Raw genomic sequence first — 18,028 nt, 5'->3', positions numbered from 1 at the left:
ACCCCGGCGCGGGGCCGGGGTTTGTGTGTTCGCTCGTGCTTACACCAGCGCAGCGATGGCCGCGTTGAGGGTGGCGCTCGGGCGCATGGCCTGGCTCACCAGCTCAGGGTTGGCGCTGTAGTAGCCACCGATGTCCACAGGCTTGCCCTGTACGGCGTTGAGCTCGGCGACGATGGTCGCTTCGTTCTCGGTCAGGGTCTTGGCCAGGGTGCTGAACTGTGCTTGCAGGGCAGTGTCCTCGGTCTGGGCGGCCAGGGCTTGTGCCCAGTACAGCGCCAGGTAGAAGTGGCTGCCGCGGTTGTCGATGTTGCCGACTTTGCGCGATGGCGACTTGTTGTTGTCGAGGAACTGACCGGTAGCCTGGTCCAGGGTCTTGGCCAGTACCAGGGCTTTCGGGTTGTTGTAGGTGTTGCCCAGGTGCTCCAGGGAAGCGGCCAGGGCCAGGAACTCACCCAGGGAATCCCAGCGCAGGAAGTTCTCTTCCAGCAGCTGTTGCACGTGCTTCGGGGCCGAACCGCCGGCGCCGGTTTCGAACAGGCCGCCACCGTTCATCAGTGGCACGATCGACAGCATCTTGGCGCTGGTGCCCAGTTCCATGATCGGGAACAGGTCGGTGAGGTAGTCGCGCAGTACGTTGCCGGTCACCGAGATGGTGTCCTTGCCGTCGCGGGTGCGGGCCAGGGTGAACTTCATGGCTTCAACCGGGGACATGATGCGGATGTCCAGGTCGCTGGTGTCGTGATCTTTCAGGTAGGCCTGAACTTTTTCGATCATCACGCCGTCGTGGGCGCGCATCGGGTCCAGCCAGAAGATCGCTGGGGTGCTGCTGGCGCGAGCACGGTTGACTGCCAGCTTGACCCAGTCCTGGATCGGCGCGTCTTTGGTCTGGCACATACGGAAGATGTCGCCAGCTTCGACTTTCTGCTCCAGCAGCAGGCTGCCTTTGCTGTCGGTCACGCGAACCACGCCGTCAGCCTTGATTTCGAAGGTCTTGTCGTGGGAGCCGTACTCTTCGGCTTTTTTCGCCATCAGGCCAACGTTCGGTACGCTGCCCATGGTGGTCGGATCGAACGCGCCGTTGGCTTTGCAGTCTTCGATCACGGCCTGGTAGATGGTGGCGTAGCAACGATCCGGGATCACGGCCTTGGTGTCGTGCAGCTGGCCGTCGGTGCCCCACATCTTGCCGGAGTCACGGATCATGGCCGGCATCGAGGCGTCGACGATCACGTCGCTCGGCACGTGCAGGTTGGTGATGCCTTTGTCAGAGTTGACCATCGCCAGGGCAGGGCGGGCTGCGTAGACGGCCTGGATGTCGGCTTCGATCGCAGCTTGCTGCTCGGCCGGCAGGGCCTTGATGCGGGCGTACAGGTCGCCGATACCGTTGTTCAGGTTGAAGCCGATTTCCTGCAGGACGGCGGCGTGCTTGCTCAGGGCGTCCTGATAGAACTCGGCAACGATCTGGCCGAACATGATCGGGTCGGAGACTTTCATCATGGTGGCCTTGAGGTGCACTGACAGCAGTACGCCTTGTTTCTTCGCGTCTTCGATTTCAGCGGCGATGAAGGCGCGCAGGGCCTTTTTGCTCATCACGGCGCAGTCGAGGATTTCACCGGCTTGCACGGTGGTTTTTTCTTTCAGGACGGTGGCTGTGCCGTCTTGGGCGATCAGTTCGATCTTGACGCTGTCTGCGGCTTCGATCAGGGCGGCTTTTTCGCTGTCGTAGAAGTCGCCGTTGCTCATGTGGGCAACGTGGGACTTGGAGTCCTTGGCCCAGGCGCCCATCTTGTGCGGGTGCTTGCGCGCGTAGTTCTTCACCGACAGCGGAGCGCGGCGGTCGGAGTTGCCTTCACGCAGAACCGGGTTCACGGCGCTGCCCTTGACCTTGTCGTAACGCGCCTTGGCGTCTTTGTCGGCGTCGCAGGTCACGGTTTCTGGGTAGTCCGGCAGGGCGTAGCCCTGGGCCTGCAGTTCCTTGATCGCGGCTTGCAGTTGCGGTACCGAGGCGCTGATGTTCGGCAGCTTGATGATGTTGGCTTCCGGGGTAACGGCCAGTTCGCCCAGTTCGGCGAGGTGGTCCGGTACCGCTTTGGCACCCAACTGCTCAGGGAAGCTGGCGAGGATGCGGCCGGCCAGGGAGATGTCGCGGGTTTCCACGGCGATATCAGCCGAAGCGGTGAAGGCTTCTACGATAGGCAGCAGGGAATAGGTGGCGAGGGCCGGGGCTTCGTCGGTGAAGGTGTAGATGATCTTCGAGCGGGTGGGCATATTCGGATTAACTCTCTTCTTTGCTAAAGCGTGCGCAGAAACTCGAGGTGCGCCGGGTAAGCGCTTTCGTTCAAAGGTCATCCATGAGCCGAATGTCGAGGTTTCTTCGCGGTGATGTTGGGTGCATCAGTCGAGCGTCAAGCGGGTGGGCTGCGGTAACAACCCGGCTTTGGGCGGCCATTCTCGGCTTGTTTTTTTCGGTAGCAGAGCGTTCGGCCGTCGTGACTCTGTGGTCAGCGGCGGCATTATACATAGGTAGCTAGCAAAACGCCGATGCTTCATAGGAGCCCGTTCTCGTCCATTGGTCTAAAGGTCGCAGGCGGGGGGTAGGCGTAGAGTCGCTCGAGGTGCTCGATTTTGGCACTTTTCCCTTTGCTTTCAGGCTTGTAGGCCGCGGACTGTACAGCTTTCACGGCATATGGGTGGAACATGAGGTTCCCGTCCAGATTCAACTGGGTTACGCTCGAACGCAGCCAGATGTTCAATCCACACAACGGAGTTCAGCATGGGATACAAGAAGATTCAGGTTCCAGCAGTCGGCGACAAAATCACCGTCAACGCAGACCATTCTCTCAATGTTCCTAACAACCCGATTATTCCTTTCATCGAAGGCGACGGTATTGGTGTTGATATCAGCCCGGTCATGATCAAGGTTGTCGATGCTGCGGTTAAGAAGGCTTACGGCGGCGAACGCAAGATTTCCTGGATGGAAGTGTATGCCGGGGAAAAAGCGACTCAAGTGTACGACCAGGATACCTGGCTGCCTCAGGAAACCCTGGACGCGGTAAAGGACTACGTGGTTTCCATCAAGGGCCCGCTGACCACTCCGGTCGGTGGTGGCATCCGTTCCCTGAACGTGGCCCTGCGTCAACAGTTGGACCTGTATGTGTGCCTGCGCCCGGTGCGCTGGTTCGAAGGCGTGCCCAGCCCGGTGAAAAAGCCTGGCGATGTGGACATGACCATCTTCCGTGAAAACTCCGAAGACATTTACGCCGGTATCGAATGGAAGGCCGGTACGGCAGAAGCCACCAAGGTCATCAAGTTCCTTAAAGAAGAAATGGGCGTTACCAAGATTCGTTTCGACGAAAACTGCGGCATCGGCGTCAAGCCGGTTTCCCTGCAGGGCACCAAGCGTCTGGCGCGCAAGGCGCTGCAATATGTAGTGGATAACGACCGCGACTCGCTGACCATCGTCCACAAAGGCAACATCATGAAGTTCACCGAAGGTGCCTTCAAAGAGTGGGCCTATGAAGTGGCGGCTGAAGAGTTCGGCGCAACCCTGCTGGACGGCGGTCCTTGGATGCAGTTCAAGAACCCGAAAACCGGCAAGAACGTCATCGTCAAGGATGCTATCGCTGACGCCATGCTCCAGCAGATCCTGCTGCGCCCGGCCGAATACGATGTGATCGCCACCCTCAACCTCAACGGTGACTATCTGTCCGACGCCCTGGCGGCGGAAGTGGGTGGTATCGGTATCGCTCCGGGTGCCAACCTTTCTGACACCGTGGCCATGTTCGAAGCGACCCACGGTACCGCGCCCAAGTATGCCGGCAAGGACCAGGTCAATCCGGGTTCGCTGATTCTCTCCGCGGAGATGATGCTGCGCCACATGGGCTGGACCGAAGCGGCCGACCTGATCATCAAGGGCACCAACGGCGCCATCTCGGCCAAGACCGTGACTTATGACTTCGAGCGTCTGATGGAGGGAGCGACCCTGCTGTCTTCGTCGGCATTCGGTGATGCACTGATCTCGCATATGTAAGCGAATTTGGGCTGAAAGCAAACCGGCCGACTCAATCCCTTGAGTCGGCCGGTTTTTTTATGACTGGATGTTGGATGAATCAGCTCAGGGCGCTTTCGGTCTGGACCTCGGCGGTGACGATTTCGCCGGGTACCTTCAAGGCGCTGATTTTGATTGCATGCAGCCCCTTGGGGCCTTGGATGATCTCGAAGCTCACTGCCTGCCCGGCTTTCAAGGTCTTGTAGCCATCCATATCGATGGCCGAGTAATGGGCAAACAGATCGTCAGTCTTGCCCTCCTCATTAATAAAGCCATAGCCCTTGGCATTGTTGAACCACTTGACCTTACCGCTAGCCATACTCATATCCCTCTGCAACAGACTCCATCACTGGAGTATCATCCAGTTCATCCGCCGCCAAACTTGGTAAAAAGGTTGACGCCGCGGACGTTTATTACCCAATGTGGGCCCTATTGGTTGTAACACCGTTTTGCCGATAGTCAAGGTGACCCGGCAGTCGGAGTTGAATTCCGTCCAGGGCGCCCCCACCACTGTATTTGCACAACTGACGAACCTTTCTTTCCATGCATGCAATCAGCCAGATTCGACTAACATTCAATCAGGATCGCCCGGACTTGCACGACGACGATTCCGCTGGCTTGGCTGTACAGGAAGCTAAGCCTGCGTTACAGGCGCCGCCGATGTACAAGGTGGTTTTGTTCAACGATGACTACACCCCGATGGATTTCGTCGTCGAAGTGCTCGAGATGTTTTTTAACCTGAATCGCGAGCTGGCGACCAAGGTCATGCTGGCCGTCCATACCGAAGGGCGGGCAGTGTGTGGATTGTTTACCCGCGACATCGCCGAGACCAAGGCCATGCAGGTCAACCAGTACGCCCGGGAAAGCCAGCATCCGCTACTCTGTGAAATCGAGAAGGACGGTTAACGCCGACCACTTGGGTATGAGGTGAAGCTATGTTAAACCGCGAGCTCGAAGTCACCCTCAATCTCGCCTTCAAGGAGGCTCGTTCGAAGCGTCATGAATTCATGACCGTCGAGCACCTTCTGTTGGCTCTTTTGGATAATGAGGCCGCCGCCACCGTTTTACGTGCCTGCGGAGCAAACCTCGACAAACTCAAGCACGACCTGCAGGAGTTCATCGACTCCACCACGCCGCTGATTCCTGTGCACGACGAGGATCGCGAGACTCAGCCGACCCTGGGTTTCCAGCGTGTGCTGCAACGTGCTGTCTTTCATGTACAGAGCTCGGGCAAGCGTGAAGTCACCGGCGCCAATGTGCTGGTGGCAATCTTCAGTGAGCAAGAGAGTCAGGCCGTGTTTCTGCTGAAACAGCAGAGCGTTGCCCGTATCGATGTGGTCAATTACATCGCCCATGGCATTTCCAAGGTGCCTGGGCATGGTGATCATTCTGAAGGTGAACAGGATATGCAGGACGAAGAGGGTGGTGAGTCGTCTTCTTCGGGCAATCCTCTGGATGCCTATGCCAGCAACCTCAACGAATTGGCCCGTCAAGGGCGGATTGATCCGTTGGTGGGTCGCGAGCAAGAGGTCGAGCGCGTTGCGCAGATCCTCGCTCGTCGACGCAAGAACAATCCGTTATTGGTGGGTGAGGCGGGTGTGGGCAAAACCGCCATTGCCGAAGGCTTGGCCAAGCGCATTGTCGACAATCAGGTTCCAGACCTGTTGGCCAACAGCGTTGTCTACTCCCTGGATCTCGGGGCGTTGCTGGCGGGTACCAAATACCGTGGCGATTTCGAGAAGCGCTTCAAGGCGTTGCTGGGCGAACTGAAGAAGCGTCCCCAGGCGATTTTGTTCATTGACGAGATTCATACCATCATCGGTGCCGGTGCGGCCTCCGGTGGGGTAATGGATGCCTCGAACCTGCTCAAGCCGCTGCTGTCCTCAGGTGATATCCGTTGCATCGGTTCGACCACCTTCCAGGAATTCCGTGGCATCTTCGAGAAGGACCGGGCCCTGGCTCGGCGCTTCCAGAAGGTCGATGTGTCCGAGCCTTCGGTCGAGGACACCATTGGCATCCTGCGCGGTCTCAAAGGTCGCTTCGAGCAGCATCACAGCATCGAATACAGTGATGAAGCCCTGCGTGCCGCGGCTGAACTGGCCTCGCGCTACATCAATGACCGGCATATGCCGGACAAGGCCATCGACGTCATCGACGAGGCGGGCGCCTACCAGCGTCTGCAGCCGGCCGAGAAGCGCGTGAAGCGCATCGAGGTGGCTCAGGTCGAGGATATCGTGGCGAAAATTGCCCGTATTCCGCCAAAACATGTCACCAGTTCTGATAAAGAGCTGCTGCGCAACCTTGAGCGCGATCTCAAGTTGACGGTGTTTGGCCAGGATGCGGCGATCGATTCGCTGTCTACCGCCATCAAGTTGTCCCGTGCGGGTCTGAAGTCTCCGGACAAGCCGGTGGGTTCGTTCCTGTTCGCCGGTCCTACCGGTGTCGGCAAGACCGAAGCGGCTCGGCAGTTGGCCAAGGCCATGGGGATTGAGTTGGTGCGCTTCGACATGTCGGAGTACATGGAGCGGCACACCGTATCGCGCTTGATTGGTGCGCCTCCCGGCTATGTCGGTTTCGACCAGGGTGGCTTGCTGACCGAAGCGATCACCAAGCAGCCGCATTGCGTATTGCTGCTCGATGAAATCGAGAAGGCGCATCCGGAAGTCTTCAACCTGCTGCTGCAGGTGATGGATCACGGCACCCTGACCGACAACAACGGGCGCAAGGCGGATTTCCGCAATGTGATCGTCATCATGACCACCAACGCCGGTGCTGAAACCGCGGCGCGAGCCTCTATCGGCTTCACTCATCAGGATCACTCTTCCGATGCCATGGAAGTGATCAAGAAGAGCTTTACGCCAGAGTTCCGCAACCGTCTGGACACCATCATCCAGTTCGGTCGCCTGAGCCACGAAGTGATCAAGAGCGTGGTGGACAAGTTCCTTACCGAGCTTCAAGCGCAGTTGGAAGACAAGCGCGTACAGTTGGAAGTGACCGATGCCGCTCGCAGCTGGCTGGCCGCCGGTGGTTACGACGTGGCCATGGGTGCGCGCCCGATGGCGCGTTTGATCCAGGACAAGATCAAGCGTCCCCTGGCCGAGGAGATCCTGTTTGGCGAATTGTCCGATCATGGCGGTGTGGTACACATCGACATCAAGGATGGCGAGTTGACCTTCGATTTCGAGACCACGGCGGAAATGGCTTGATGGCCGCGTAACGCAGCAGTACCGCCAAAGGCACCGGGAGGTGCCTTTGTGCTATCTGGGATTTGAACAGTTTTTTGCAGACGAACAAAAACGCCCGGCATAACCGGGCGTCTTGTATTGACTTGCTTAGCGAGCGCGGTAAGTGATGCGCCCTTTGCTCAAGTCATAGGGCGTCAGCTCGACGCGCACTTTGTCACCGGTAAGAATACGAATGTAGTTCTTGCGCATCTTGCCGGAAATATGCGCGGTTACGACGTGCCCATTTTCCAACTCCACACGAAACATGGTGTTGGGCAGGGTGTCGACGACAGTGCCTTCCATTTCGAAGCTGTCTTCTTTCGACATGCAGTAAAGCCCTCGGTGTCCAATGAATGGCCCGGTGCAACTGCGCCAGGCAAAAGCGGCGTGCATTGTGCCCGAAAAGTGGGGTTTAAGCCAAGACCTTCTAGTTGAGGATCACCCATCTCTGGTTAACCAGCAGCTCTATGGGGCGATATTGGGTCTTGTAGTTCATCTTTTTGCAGTTTTTGATCCAGTAGCCGAGGTACACCGCGTCCAGCCCCAGGCGCAGGGTTTCGCCGATTTGCCAGAGGATCGCGTAGCGCCCCAGGCTGCGGCGCTCTTCATCGGGTTCATAGAAGGTGTAGACCGCCGAAAGCCCGTTGGGCAATAGGTCGGTAACGGCCACCGCCAGCAGGCGCCCCTCCAGGCGGAACTCATAGAAGCGGGAAAACGGCAGGTCACGCACCAGGAAGGTCGAGAACTGGTCGCGGCTGGGGGGGAACATGTCGCCGTCGGCGTGGCGTTGCTCGATGTAGCGTTGGTAAAGGTCGAAGTACTCTTCGCTGAAGCCAGGTTTGGCCGCTTGTACGCTCAGGTCGCTGTTGCGTTTGAGAATGCGTTTTTGCTGACGATTGGGTAGGAACTGCGCCACTGGAATGCGCGCCGGGACGCAAGCGTTGCAGTTTTGGCAGTGGGGGCGGTACAGGTGATCGCCGCTGCGACGAAACCCCATTTCCGACAGATCTGCGTAGACATGCACGTCCATGGGCTGGCTGGGATCGAGGAACAAGGTGGTGGCCTGTTCGTCGGGCAGGTAGCTGCAAGAATGGGGTTGAGTGGCATAAAACTTCAGGCGCGCCAACTCGGTCATGAGTCAACCCTCGGAATAAGCTTTGAAATTAAGTGTAAGCCACAGCCGTCAAACCCGCCTAGGAAACCCATATGGCGCGGCTCGGCTGATCCAGGTGACGCGCGAGGTAGTCGGCGAACTCGGGTCGGGAAATGGAGCGCGCACCCAGGCTGTGCAGATGCTCGGTAGGCATCTGGCAGTCGATCAATACAAATCCCCACTCCTTCAGATGCTGTACCAGAGTGGCGAATCCGAATTTCGAGGCGTTGTCGGCACGGCTGAACATCGATTCGCCAAAAAACAGTTGGCCCATGGCCAGGCCGTACAGCCCTCCCACCAACATGCCTTGATCCCAGACTTCCACCGAATGGGCATAGCCGCGCTGATGCAGTTGCAAATAGGCCTGCTGCATCGCCTCGCTGATCCAGGTGCCGTCGGCATAAGCCCGAGGTGCTGCGCAGGCGCTGATGACCGCGGCGAAGTCCTGGTCGAAAGTCACTTGATAGCGCTCTTTGCGCAGCAGCTTGCCCAGGCTGCGGGAGACATGCAGTTCGTCCGGCAGTAGCACGGTGCGTGGGTCGGGGGACCACCAGAGGATCGGTTGACCCTCGGAAAACCAAGGGAAGCAGCCGTGACGATAGGCCTGAATCAGGCGATCGGCGGACAGATCACCGCCCGCAGCCAGCAGCCCGTTGGGCTCGCGCATGGCCTTTTCCAATGGGGGGAAATCAAGCTTGTTGCGTTGTAACCAGGTCAGCATGGCATCCAGACTTACGGCAGGGGAGGGCGGTGGCAGGCCGATGATGGCCCGCCACAAGCGTAGGGCGAGGGCTTAGTTGTCGTCGAGGAATTTTTCTGCATCCAGAGCTGCCATGCAGCCGGCACCGGCGGACGTAATGGCCTGGCGGTAGACGTGATCGGCCACATCCCCGGCGGCGAATACTCCCGGGATGCCGGTGGCGGTGGCATTGCCTTCGCTGCCACCCTTGATCAGCAGGTAGCCGTCGCGCATCTCCAGTTGTCCCTGGAACAGCTCTGTATTGGGCTTGTGGCCGATGGCGATAAACACCCCAGCCAGTGCCAGATCCTTGGTTTCTCCGCTGTGGCTGTCCTTGAGGCGGGCGCCGGTCACGCCGCTGGCATCACCCAGCACCTCGTCCAGATGCTGGTTCCAATGCAGGCGGATATTGCCGTTGGTGGCCTTGTCGAACAGTTTGTCCTGGAGGATTTTCTCTGCGCGGAGCTTGTCGCGGCGGTGCACCAAGTGCACTTCCTTGGCGATGTTGGACAGGTACAGGGCCTCTTCAACGGCGGTATTGCCACCACCCACCACGGCCACCACCTGATTGCGATAGAAAAAGCCGTCGCAGGTGGCGCAGGCGGAAACCCCTTTGCCGGCAAACGCTTCTTCCGATGGCAGGCCCAAGTACTGCGCCGACGCGCCGGTGGCGATGATCAGCGCGTCGCAACTGTAGGTGCCGCTGTCGCCGATGAGGATAAACGGCCGTTGCTGCAACTGAGCGGTGTGGATGTGGTCATAGACGATCTGGGTGTCGAAGCGCTCCGCATGTTTCTGCATGCGCTCCATCAGCACCGGGCCGGTCAGGCCTTCGACGTCACCAGGCCAGTTGTCGACGTCGGTGGTGGTTGTCAGTTGGCCACCGGCTTGCAAGCCGGTGATCACTGTCGGTTTGAGGTTGGCACGCGCGGCATAAACGGCGGCGCTGTAACCGGCAGGGCCAGAGCCCAGAATGATCAGGCGTGAATGCTTCGCTTGGTTCATAAAAACACCTCATAAGCCTTTGTCACAAAAGAGAATGCATGCTCCAATTGAACAGTGCGTATTACGCAATTGGCTATGCTTAACAGACTGTTCTGACGTGGCATGGTGTGAACAAACCCGTACAATACGACGATGTACCAGGCTTATTCAGAATTGCACCGTTTCAGAAGCAAGGGGCAGAGTGTTAAAAGTAGCCCCAGTTACGCCGGTCAACTTTATTTACCTGCTCGGATTGAGCAGTATCTTGTAGTCAATCACCCGTTGGACGCGCTTATGGCGCAGGAAAAGACGCGTTTTGAAGAAATCCACCGCAGCACCTAAACCTGTTGTTCCGCTCTGGCGTCAGCAATTGCACTACCGGCTCAAGGAAGGTGCATTGATCGCCATTGGAGCCCTGTGCCTGTTCTTGATGATGGCACTTCTGACCTACGGTAAAGATGATCCGGGTTGGAGTCATAACAGCAAGATCGAAGATGTGCAGAACTTCGGCGGTCCGGCAGGCTCTTACAGCGCCGATATCCTGTTTATGGTGTTGGGTTACTTCGCCTATATCTTCCCGTTGCTGTTGGCGATCAAGACTTACCAGATCTTCCGCCAGCGCCATGAACCCTGGCAGTGGAGCGGCTGGCTGTTTTCCTGGCGGCTGATTGGCCTGGTGTTCCTGGTGCTGTCCGGCGCTGCCTTGGCACATATTCACTTCCATGCTGCCACTGGCCTGCCGGCCGGTGCCGGTGGTGCTCTGGGCGAGAGCCTGGGCGACCTGGCCAAGAATGCACTGAACGTGCAGGGCAGTACCCTGATGTTCATTGCCCTGTTCCTGTTCGGCCTGACGGTGTTCACCGACCTGTCGTGGTTCAAGGTGATGGACGTCACAGGCAAGATCACACTTGACCTGTTCGAACTGTTCCAGAGCGCTGCCAATCGTTGGTGGGATGCTCGCGTCGAGCGCAAGCAACTGGTGGCGCAATTGCGCGAAGTGGATGCCCGGGTCGATGAGGTGGTGTCCCCGAGCATTGCCGACAAGCGCGAGCAGGCCAAGGTCAAGGAGCGTCTTATCGAGCGCGAACAGGCCTTGAGCAAGCACATGTCCGAGCGCGAGAAGCAGGTGCCGCCGGTGATCACTCCGGTGGTCACCAAGGCGCCGGAACCGAGCAAGCGCGTGCAGAAAGAGAAGCAGGCACCGCTGTTCGTCGACAGCGCGGTGGAAGGAACCTTGCCGCCGATCTCGATCCTCGATCCGGCGGAAAAGAAACAGCTCAATTACTCCCCCGAATCCCTGGCGGCCGTCGGCCATCTGCTGGAAATCAAGCTCAAGGAGTTCGGCGTCGAAGTTGCGGTGGATTCCATCCATCCCGGCCCAGTGATTACCCGTTACGAAATCCAACCGGCGGCGGGGGTGAAAGTCAGCCGTATCGCCAACCTGGCCAAGGACCTGGCGCGTTCCCTGGCGGTGACCAGTGTGCGCGTAGTGGAAGTGATTCCCGGCAAGACCACCGTGGGCATCGAGATCCCCAACGAAGACCGGCAGATCGTGCGCTTCTCCGAAGTGCTCTCGACCCCGGAATACGACAACTTCAAATCCCCGGTCACCCTGGCCCTGGGTCACGACATCGGCGGCAAGCCGATCATCACCGACCTGGCGAAAATGCCTCACCTGCTGGTGGCCGGTACCACCGGTTCCGGTAAGTCGGTGGGGGTCAACGCGATGATCCTGTCGATCCTGTTCAAGTCCGGCCCGGAAGACGCCAAGCTGATCATGATCGACCCGAAGATGCTCGAACTGTCGATCTACGAAGGCATTCCGCACCTGCTGTGCCCGGTGGTCACCGACATGAAGGACGCGGCCAACGCCCTGCGTTGGAGCGTGGCGGAGATGGAGCGGCGCTACAAACTCATGGCCAAGATGGGCGTGCGCAACCTTTCGGGCTTCAACGCCAAGGTCAAGGAAGCCATTGAAGCCGGTACGCCGCTGGCTGACCCGCTGTACAACCGCGAAAGCATCCACGACGAAGCGCCGCTGCTGACCAAGTTGCCGACCATCGTGGTGGTGGTGGACGAATTCGCCGACATGATGATGATTGTCGGCAAGAAGGTTGAAGAACTGATCGCCCGTATCGCCCAGAAGGCCCGGGCCGCCGGTATCCACTTGATTCTCGCGACCCAGCGGCCGTCGGTGGACGTGATCACCGGCCTGATCAAGGCCAACATCCCGACCCGCATGGCGTTCCAGGTGTCGAGCAAGATCGACTCGCGGACCATCATCGACCAGGGCGGCGCCGAACAACTGCTGGGCCACGGTGACATGCTCTACATGCCGCCGGGCACCAGCCTGCCGATTCGCGTCCACGGCGCCTTCGTCTCCGACGATGAAGTGCACCGCGTGGTGGAGGCCTGGAAACTGCGGGGCGCGCCGGAATACAACGACGACATCCTCAACGGTGTCGAAGAGGCGGGCAGCGGTTTCGAAGGCAGTAGCGGCGGTGGCGACGGCGATGATCCGGAAGCCGACGCGCTCTACGACGAAGCCGTGCAGTTCGTCCTGGAAAGCCGCCGGGCCTCGATCTCGGCGGTACAGCGCAAGCTGAAGATTGGCTACAACCGCGCTGCCCGAATGATCGAGGCCATGGAAATGGCCGGGGTGGTGACGGCGATGAACACCAACGGCTCCCGCGAAGTGCTGGCGCCGGGCCCGATGCGCGACTGATCCCTGTTTCGTTTTCAGCGGCGTGATGCCACGCCGCTCGCATACCCATCCAATTTATGAGGAATTCCATGCGCCTGATTCGCATGTTGCTGCTGCCGGTACTGGCTGTGACCTCCCTGTCGGCCCACGCCGACCCCAAAGACGTGGCCCGCCTGACCCAGTTGCTGGAAAAGTCCCAGACCCTGACCGCGCGTTTTTCCCAGCTGACCCTGGACGGCAGCGGCACCCAGTTGCAGGAAACCGCCGGCGAGATGTCCCTGCAGCGCCCAGGCCTGTTCTACTGGCACACCGATGCGCCACAAGAACAGTTGATGGTTTCCGATGGCCAGAAAGTTTCCCTGTGGGACCCGGACCTGGAGCAGGTGACCATCAAGAAGCTCGACCAGCGCCTGACCCAGACCCCAGCCTTGCTGCTGTCCGGTGACGTGTCGAAGATCAGCGAAAGCTTCGACATCACCTCCAAGGAGGCCGGTGGCGTGATGGACTTCACCCTCAAGCCGAAAACCCGCGACACCCTGTTCGACAGCCTGCGCCTGTCGTTTCGCAACGGCATGATCAACGACATGCAGTTGATCGACAGCGTCGGCCAGCGCACCAATATCCTGTTCACCGGGGTCAAGGCCAACGAAGCGATCCCGGCGTCCAAGTTCAAGTTCGACATCCCCAAGGGTGCCGATGTGATCCAAGAGTAAGCAGCCGCAACCGCAAGGTTTCGAAGGTAGTCCATGGACCTGTTTCGTAGTGCCCCGATCGCCCAGCCACTGGCCGCACGCTTGCGTGCGACCAACCTGGACGAGTACGTCGGTCAGCAGCACCTGCTGGCTCGGGGCAAGCCGCTGCGTGAGGCCTTGGAGCAGGGTGCCCTGCATTCGATGATCTTCTGGGGCCCTCCGGGAGTGGGTAAGACCACCCTGGCGCGGCTGCTGGCGGAAGTCTCGGATGCTCACTTCGAAACCGTCTCGGCGGTGCTGGCCGGGGTCAAGGAGATCCGCCAGGCGGTGGAAATCGCCAAGCAGCAGGCCGGGCAATACGGGCGGCGGACCATCCTTTTCGTCGATGAAGTGCACCGTTTCAACAAGTCCCAGCAGGATGCCTTCCTGCCCTACGTGGAAGACGGCACGCTGATCTTTATCGGTGCCACCACGGAAAACCCGTCCTTCGAACTCAACAACGCCTTGCTCTCCCGGGCCCGGGTCTATGTGCTCAAGAGCCTGGATGAAGCGGCCCTGGGCACCCTGGTACAGCGCGCCCTGACCGAGGAGCGCGGTCTGGGCAAGCGCCAGTTGCGCCTCAGCGACGAAGGTTTCCAGATGCTGCTGTCGGCGGCCGATGGCGATGGCCGGCGCATGCTCAATCTGCTGGAGAACGCCTCGGACCTGGCCGAAGACGGCGGCGAGATCAGTGTCGATCTGTTGCAAAGCCTGTTAGGGGATACCCGCCGCCGTTTCGACAAGGGCGGCGAGGCGTTCTATGACCAGATTTCCGCCTTGCACAAATCAGTGCGCGGCTCCAACCCCGACGGCGCCCTGTATTGGTTTGCACGCATGCTTGATGGCGGTTGCGACCCGCTGTACCTGGCCCGGCGCGTGGTGCGCATGGCCAGCGAAGACATCGGCAACGCCGACCCGCGGGCGCTGAGCCTGTGCCTGGCGGCTTGGGATGTACAGGAGCGCCTGGGCAGCCCTGAAGGCGAGCTGGCGGTGGCCCAGGCCATTACCTACCTGGCCTGTGCGCCGAAAAGCAACGCCGTGTACATGGGCTTCAAGGCCGCCATGCGCGCCGCTGCCGAGCACGGTTCCCTGGAAGTGCCGATCCATCTGCGCAACGCCCCGACCAAGCTGATGAAGCAGTTGGGTTACGGCGACGAGTACCGCTACGCCCACGACGAGCCGGATGCCTACGCCGCCGGTGAAGATTACTTTCCCGAAGAACTCGAACCCTTGCCGCTCTACCAGCCGGTGCCCCGTGGCCTGGAACTGAAGATCGGCGAGAAGCTCAAGCACCTGGCCGCCCTGGACCGGGCCAGCCCCCTACAGCGGAGAAAACCTTGATCCCCCTGATCCTCGCAGTTTCCGCCGGCGGCGTGGCCGGTACCCTGTTGCGCTTCACCACGGGCAACTGGATCAACGCCAATTGGCCGCGGCACTTCTATACCGCGACGCTGGCCGTTAATATCGTGGGCTGCTTGCTGATCGGCGTGTTGTACGGACTGTTCCTGGTCCGTCCGGAAGTGCCGATCGAAGTGCGTGCCGGTTTGATAGTGGGCTTCCTCGGCGGCCTGACGACTTTTTCATCCTTTTCACTGGATACCGTGCGTCTGCTGGAAAGCGGACAAGTGGCGCTGGCCCTGGGCTATGCGGCACTGAGCGTATTCGGCGGGCTGCTTGCTACCTGGGCCGGCCTGTCCTTGACCAAACTTTGATAAACGAGAGAACGACATGCTCGATTCCAAACTGTTACGTAGCAACCTCCAGGACGTAGCGGATCGTCTGGCATCCCGCGGCTTTGCCCTGGATGTGGCACGCATCGAAGCGCTGGAAGAACAGCGCAAGACCGTGCAGACCCGCACCGAGCAACTGCAGGCTGAACGTAACGCGCGCTCCAAGTCCATCGGCCAGGCCAAGCAACGCGGCGAAGACATCGCCCCGCTGATGGCCGACGTTGAGCGCATGGGGAACGAGCTGAGCACCGGCAAGGTGGAGCTGGAAAACATCCAGAGCGAACTGGATTCGATCCTGTTCGGCATTCCCAACCTGCCTCACGAATCGGTGCCGGTCGGCGAAGACGAAGACGGCAACGTTGAAGTGCGCCGCTGGGGCACCCCGACCACCTTCGACTTCCCGATCAAGGACCACGTGGCCCTGGGCGAAACCCACGGCTGGCTGGATTTTGAAACCGCGGCCAAGCTGTCCGGCGCGCGCTTCGCCCTGTTGCGCGGCCCTATCGCCCGTCTGCACCGCGCCCTGGCGCAGTTCATGATCAACCTGCACACCGGCGAGCACGGCTACGAAGAGGCCTACACTCCGTATCTGGTGCAGGCTCCGGCCCTGGTGGGCACCAGCCAGCTGCCGAAGTTCGAGGAAGACCTGTTCAAGATCACTCGCGAAGGCGAAGCCGATCTGTACCTGATCCCGACCGCCGAAGTGTCCCTGACCAACATCGTGGCCGGCGAGATCCTCGATCCGAAGCAACTGCCGCTGAAGTTCGTCGCCCACACGCCGTGCTTTCGCAGTGAAGCCGGTGCTTCGGGCCGCGACACCCGCGGCATGATCCGCCAGCACCAGTTCGACAAGGTCGAGATGGTCCAGGTGGTCGAGCCGTCGACTTCGATGGAAGCCCTGGAAGGCCTGACCGCCAACGCCGAAAAGGTCCTGCAACTGCTGCAACTGCCGTACCGCGTACTGGCCCTGTGCACCGGCGACATGGGCTTCAGCGCGGTCAAGACCTACGACCTGGAAGTCTGGGTGCCGAGCCAGGACAAGTACCGCGAGATCTCCTCGTGCTCCAACTGCGGCGACTTCCAGGCCCGGCGCATGCAGGCACGCTTCCGCAACCCGGAAACCGGCAAGCCGGAGCTGGTGCACACCCTCAACGGTTCCGGCCTGGCCGTGGGCCGCACCCTGGTGGCGGTGCTGGAGAACTACCAGCAGGCCGACGGTTCGATCCGTGTGCCGGACGTGCTGAAGCCTTACATGGGTGGTCTTGAGGTCATCGGCTAAATGGAATATCTGCCGCTGTTTCACAACCTTCGCGGCAGTCGTGTGTTGGTGGTCGGTGGAGGGGAGATTGCCTTGCGCAAATCCCGTCTGCTGGCCGATGCCGGTGCGCAGCTGCGAGTGGTCGCACCTGAAATAGAAGCGCAATTGCAGGAACTGATCGTCGCCAGCGGCGGTGAGTCCCTGCTGCGCGGGTATGTCGAGGCCGACCTCGACGGCTGCACCCTGATCATCGCCGCCACCGACGACGAATCCCTCAATGCCCAGGTTTCCGCCGATGCCCATCGGCGTTGCGTCCCGGTCAATGTGGTGGACGCGCCGGCCCTGTGCAGCGTGATCTTTCCCGCTATCGTCGACCGTTCGCCGCTGGTCATCGCAGTCTCCAGTGGCGGCGATGCGCCGGTGCTGGCGCGGCTGATCCGGGCCAAGCTGGAGACCTGGATTCCTTCCAGCTACGGCCAATTGGCCGGGTTGGCGGCGCGTTTCCGCGCTCAGGTCAAAGGCCTGTTTCCGGATGTGCAGCAGCGCCGGGCGTTCTGGGAGGACGTATTCCAGGGTCCTATCGCCGATCGCCAACTGGCGGGGCAGGGTGCGGAAGCCGAACGTCTGTTGCAGGCCAAGATTGCCGGCAAGGCGCCCCATGCGCCGGGCGAGGTGTATCTGGTGGGTGCGGGCCCGGGTGATCCGGACCTGCTGACCTTTCGCGCCTTGCGCCTGATGCAACAGGCCGACGTGGTGCTCTACGACCGTCTGGTGGCACCGGCGATTCTCGACCTGTGCCGCCGCGATGCCGAGCGCATCTACGTTGGCAAGCGCCGCGCCAATCATGCCGTGCCTCAGGAGCAGATCAACCAGCAACTGGTGAACCTGGCCCGGCAAGGCAAGCGCGTGGTGCGGCTCAAGGGTGGCGATCCGTTCATCTTTGGCCGTGGCGGCGAAGAGATCGAAGAACTGGCGGCCCACGGCATTCCATTCCAGGTGGTGCCGGGGATTACCGCGGCCAGTGGTTGCTCGGCCTATGCCGGGATTCCCCTGACTCACCGCGACTACGCCCAGTCGGTGCGCTTTGTCACCGGTCACCTCAAGGACGGCACCAGCAACCTGCCCTGGAGCGACCTGGTGGCGCCAGCGCAGACCCTGGTGTTCTACATGGGCCTGGTGGGCTTGCCGACCATCTGCGAGCAACTGATCAAGCACGGTCGCAGCGCCGACACGCCGGCGGCCCTGGTTCAGCAGGGCACCACCAGCAACCAGCGAGTCTTCACCGGCACCCTGGCCAACCTGCCGACGCTGGTGGCGGAGCACGAAGTGCACGCGCCGACCCTGGTGATCGTTGGCGAAGTGGTCCAGCTACGCGAGAAGCTGGCCTGGTTCGAAGGCGCTCAGTCCGAGGTCTGAAAAGCTTCGCCGGCAAGCCGGCTCCTACAGGATCGATGTAGGAG

The 18,028-nt window shown here is 60.3% G+C and carries 15 protein-coding genes; 9 read left to right on the top strand and 6 right to left on the bottom strand.

All coding sequences use genetic code 11. From position 1 onward, the window contains the following. Window positions 1-39: 39 nt before the first annotated feature. Window positions 40-2,265 carry an NADP-dependent isocitrate dehydrogenase gene (locus tag KHO49_RS19155; RefSeq protein WP_213665646.1) on the bottom strand — a complete coding sequence of 742 codons (2,226 nt, stop codon included), beginning with the start codon at window positions 2,263-2,265 and terminating at the stop codon, window positions 40-42. Window positions 2,266-2,770: 505 nt separating this feature from the next. Between KHO49_RS19155 and icd the strand changes: the two genes are divergently transcribed. Continuing rightward, window positions 2,771-4,027, top strand: coding sequence for an NADP-dependent isocitrate dehydrogenase (gene icd, locus KHO49_RS19150; RefSeq protein ID WP_102864727.1), 1,257 nt, complete (start codon window positions 2,771-2,773; stop codon window positions 4,025-4,027). Between the two features lie 79 nt (window positions 4,028-4,106). Here icd and cspD read toward each other — a convergent pair whose 3' ends face one another. Then, window positions 4,107-4,364: a cold shock domain-containing protein CspD gene (gene cspD, locus KHO49_RS19145; protein ID WP_102864728.1), complete on the bottom strand. Its 258-nt coding sequence runs from the start codon at window positions 4,362-4,364 to the stop codon at window positions 4,107-4,109. A 224-nt stretch (window positions 4,365-4,588) separates the two neighbouring features. On the opposite strand from cspD, the gene clpS reads away from it, so the two are divergent. Both clpS and clpA read left to right on the top strand, forming a co-directional pair. After that, window positions 4,589-4,951 (top strand): ATP-dependent Clp protease adapter ClpS, encoded by a 363-nt coding sequence (gene clpS / locus KHO49_RS19140; RefSeq protein ID WP_011062173.1) that lies wholly within the window; start codon window positions 4,589-4,591, stop codon window positions 4,949-4,951. Between the two features lie 29 nt (window positions 4,952-4,980). Beyond that, a complete protein-coding gene (gene clpA / locus KHO49_RS19135) occupies window positions 4,981-7,251 on the top strand; it encodes an ATP-dependent Clp protease ATP-binding subunit ClpA (RefSeq protein WP_102864729.1) in 2,271 nt (756 codons plus the stop codon). A 126-nt stretch (window positions 7,252-7,377) separates the two neighbouring features. Here clpA and infA read toward each other — a convergent pair whose 3' ends face one another. The 4 genes from infA to trxB all read right to left on the bottom strand — a co-directional run bounded on the left by infA (window position 7,378) and on the right by trxB (window position 10,166). Continuing rightward, window positions 7,378-7,596 carry a translation initiation factor IF-1 gene (gene infA / locus KHO49_RS19130; RefSeq protein WP_002553999.1) on the bottom strand — a complete coding sequence of 73 codons (219 nt, stop codon included), beginning with the start codon at window positions 7,594-7,596 and terminating at the stop codon, window positions 7,378-7,380. A 100-nt stretch (window positions 7,597-7,696) separates the two neighbouring features. Next, on the bottom strand, window positions 7,697-8,404 hold the full coding sequence (locus KHO49_RS19125) for an arginyltransferase (RefSeq protein WP_102864730.1): 708 nt from the start codon (window positions 8,402-8,404) through the stop codon (window positions 7,697-7,699). 58 nt (window positions 8,405-8,462) lie between these two features. Further along, entirely contained in the window at window positions 8,463-9,143 is a 681-nt protein-coding gene (aat, locus tag KHO49_RS19120) for a leucyl/phenylalanyl-tRNA--protein transferase (protein ID WP_110652830.1), read from the bottom strand. Window positions 9,144-9,215: 72 nt separating this feature from the next. Further along, complete coding sequence (gene trxB, locus KHO49_RS19115; RefSeq protein WP_102881782.1) at window positions 9,216-10,166, bottom strand: thioredoxin-disulfide reductase; 951 nt, start codon at window positions 10,164-10,166, stop codon at window positions 9,216-9,218. A 295-nt stretch (window positions 10,167-10,461) separates the two neighbouring features. Between trxB and KHO49_RS19110 the strand changes: the two genes are divergently transcribed. The 6 genes from KHO49_RS19110 to cysG all read left to right on the top strand — a co-directional run bounded on the left by KHO49_RS19110 (window position 10,462) and on the right by cysG (window position 17,984). Then, the gene (locus KHO49_RS19110; RefSeq protein WP_102881781.1) at window positions 10,462-12,870 is read left to right on the top strand and encodes a DNA translocase FtsK; all 2,409 of its coding nucleotides are present in this window, start codon (window positions 10,462-10,464) and stop codon (window positions 12,868-12,870) included. 68 nt (window positions 12,871-12,938) lie between these two features. After that, entirely contained in the window at window positions 12,939-13,562 is a 624-nt protein-coding gene (gene lolA / locus KHO49_RS19105) for an outer membrane lipoprotein periplasmic chaperone LolA (RefSeq protein WP_102881780.1), read from the top strand. 33 nt (window positions 13,563-13,595) lie between these two features. Then, window positions 13,596-14,921, top strand: a complete 1,326-nt coding sequence (locus KHO49_RS19100; RefSeq protein WP_110596121.1) for a replication-associated recombination protein A — start codon at window positions 13,596-13,598, stop codon at window positions 14,919-14,921. Then, the gene (crcB, locus tag KHO49_RS19095; protein ID WP_041119048.1) at window positions 14,918-15,292 is read left to right on the top strand and encodes a fluoride efflux transporter CrcB; all 375 of its coding nucleotides are present in this window, start codon (window positions 14,918-14,920) and stop codon (window positions 15,290-15,292) included. The genes KHO49_RS19100 and crcB overlap by 4 nt, the downstream gene beginning before the upstream one ends. Before the next feature lie 16 nt (window positions 15,293-15,308). Next, window positions 15,309-16,589: a serine--tRNA ligase gene (gene serS / locus KHO49_RS19090; protein ID WP_102881778.1), complete on the top strand. Its 1,281-nt coding sequence runs from the start codon at window positions 15,309-15,311 to the stop codon at window positions 16,587-16,589. Then, window positions 16,590-17,984: a siroheme synthase CysG gene (gene cysG / locus KHO49_RS19085; RefSeq protein ID WP_213665645.1), complete on the top strand. Its 1,395-nt coding sequence runs from the start codon at window positions 16,590-16,592 to the stop codon at window positions 17,982-17,984. Window positions 17,985-18,028 lie beyond the last annotated feature (44 nt).

The organism is Pseudomonas sp. RC4D1 (assembly GCF_018390395.1).
GTDB classification, from domain to species: domain Bacteria; phylum Pseudomonadota; class Gammaproteobacteria; order Pseudomonadales; family Pseudomonadaceae; genus Aquipseudomonas; species Aquipseudomonas danubii.
This window is presented reverse-complemented; position numbering and strand designations above follow the sequence as displayed.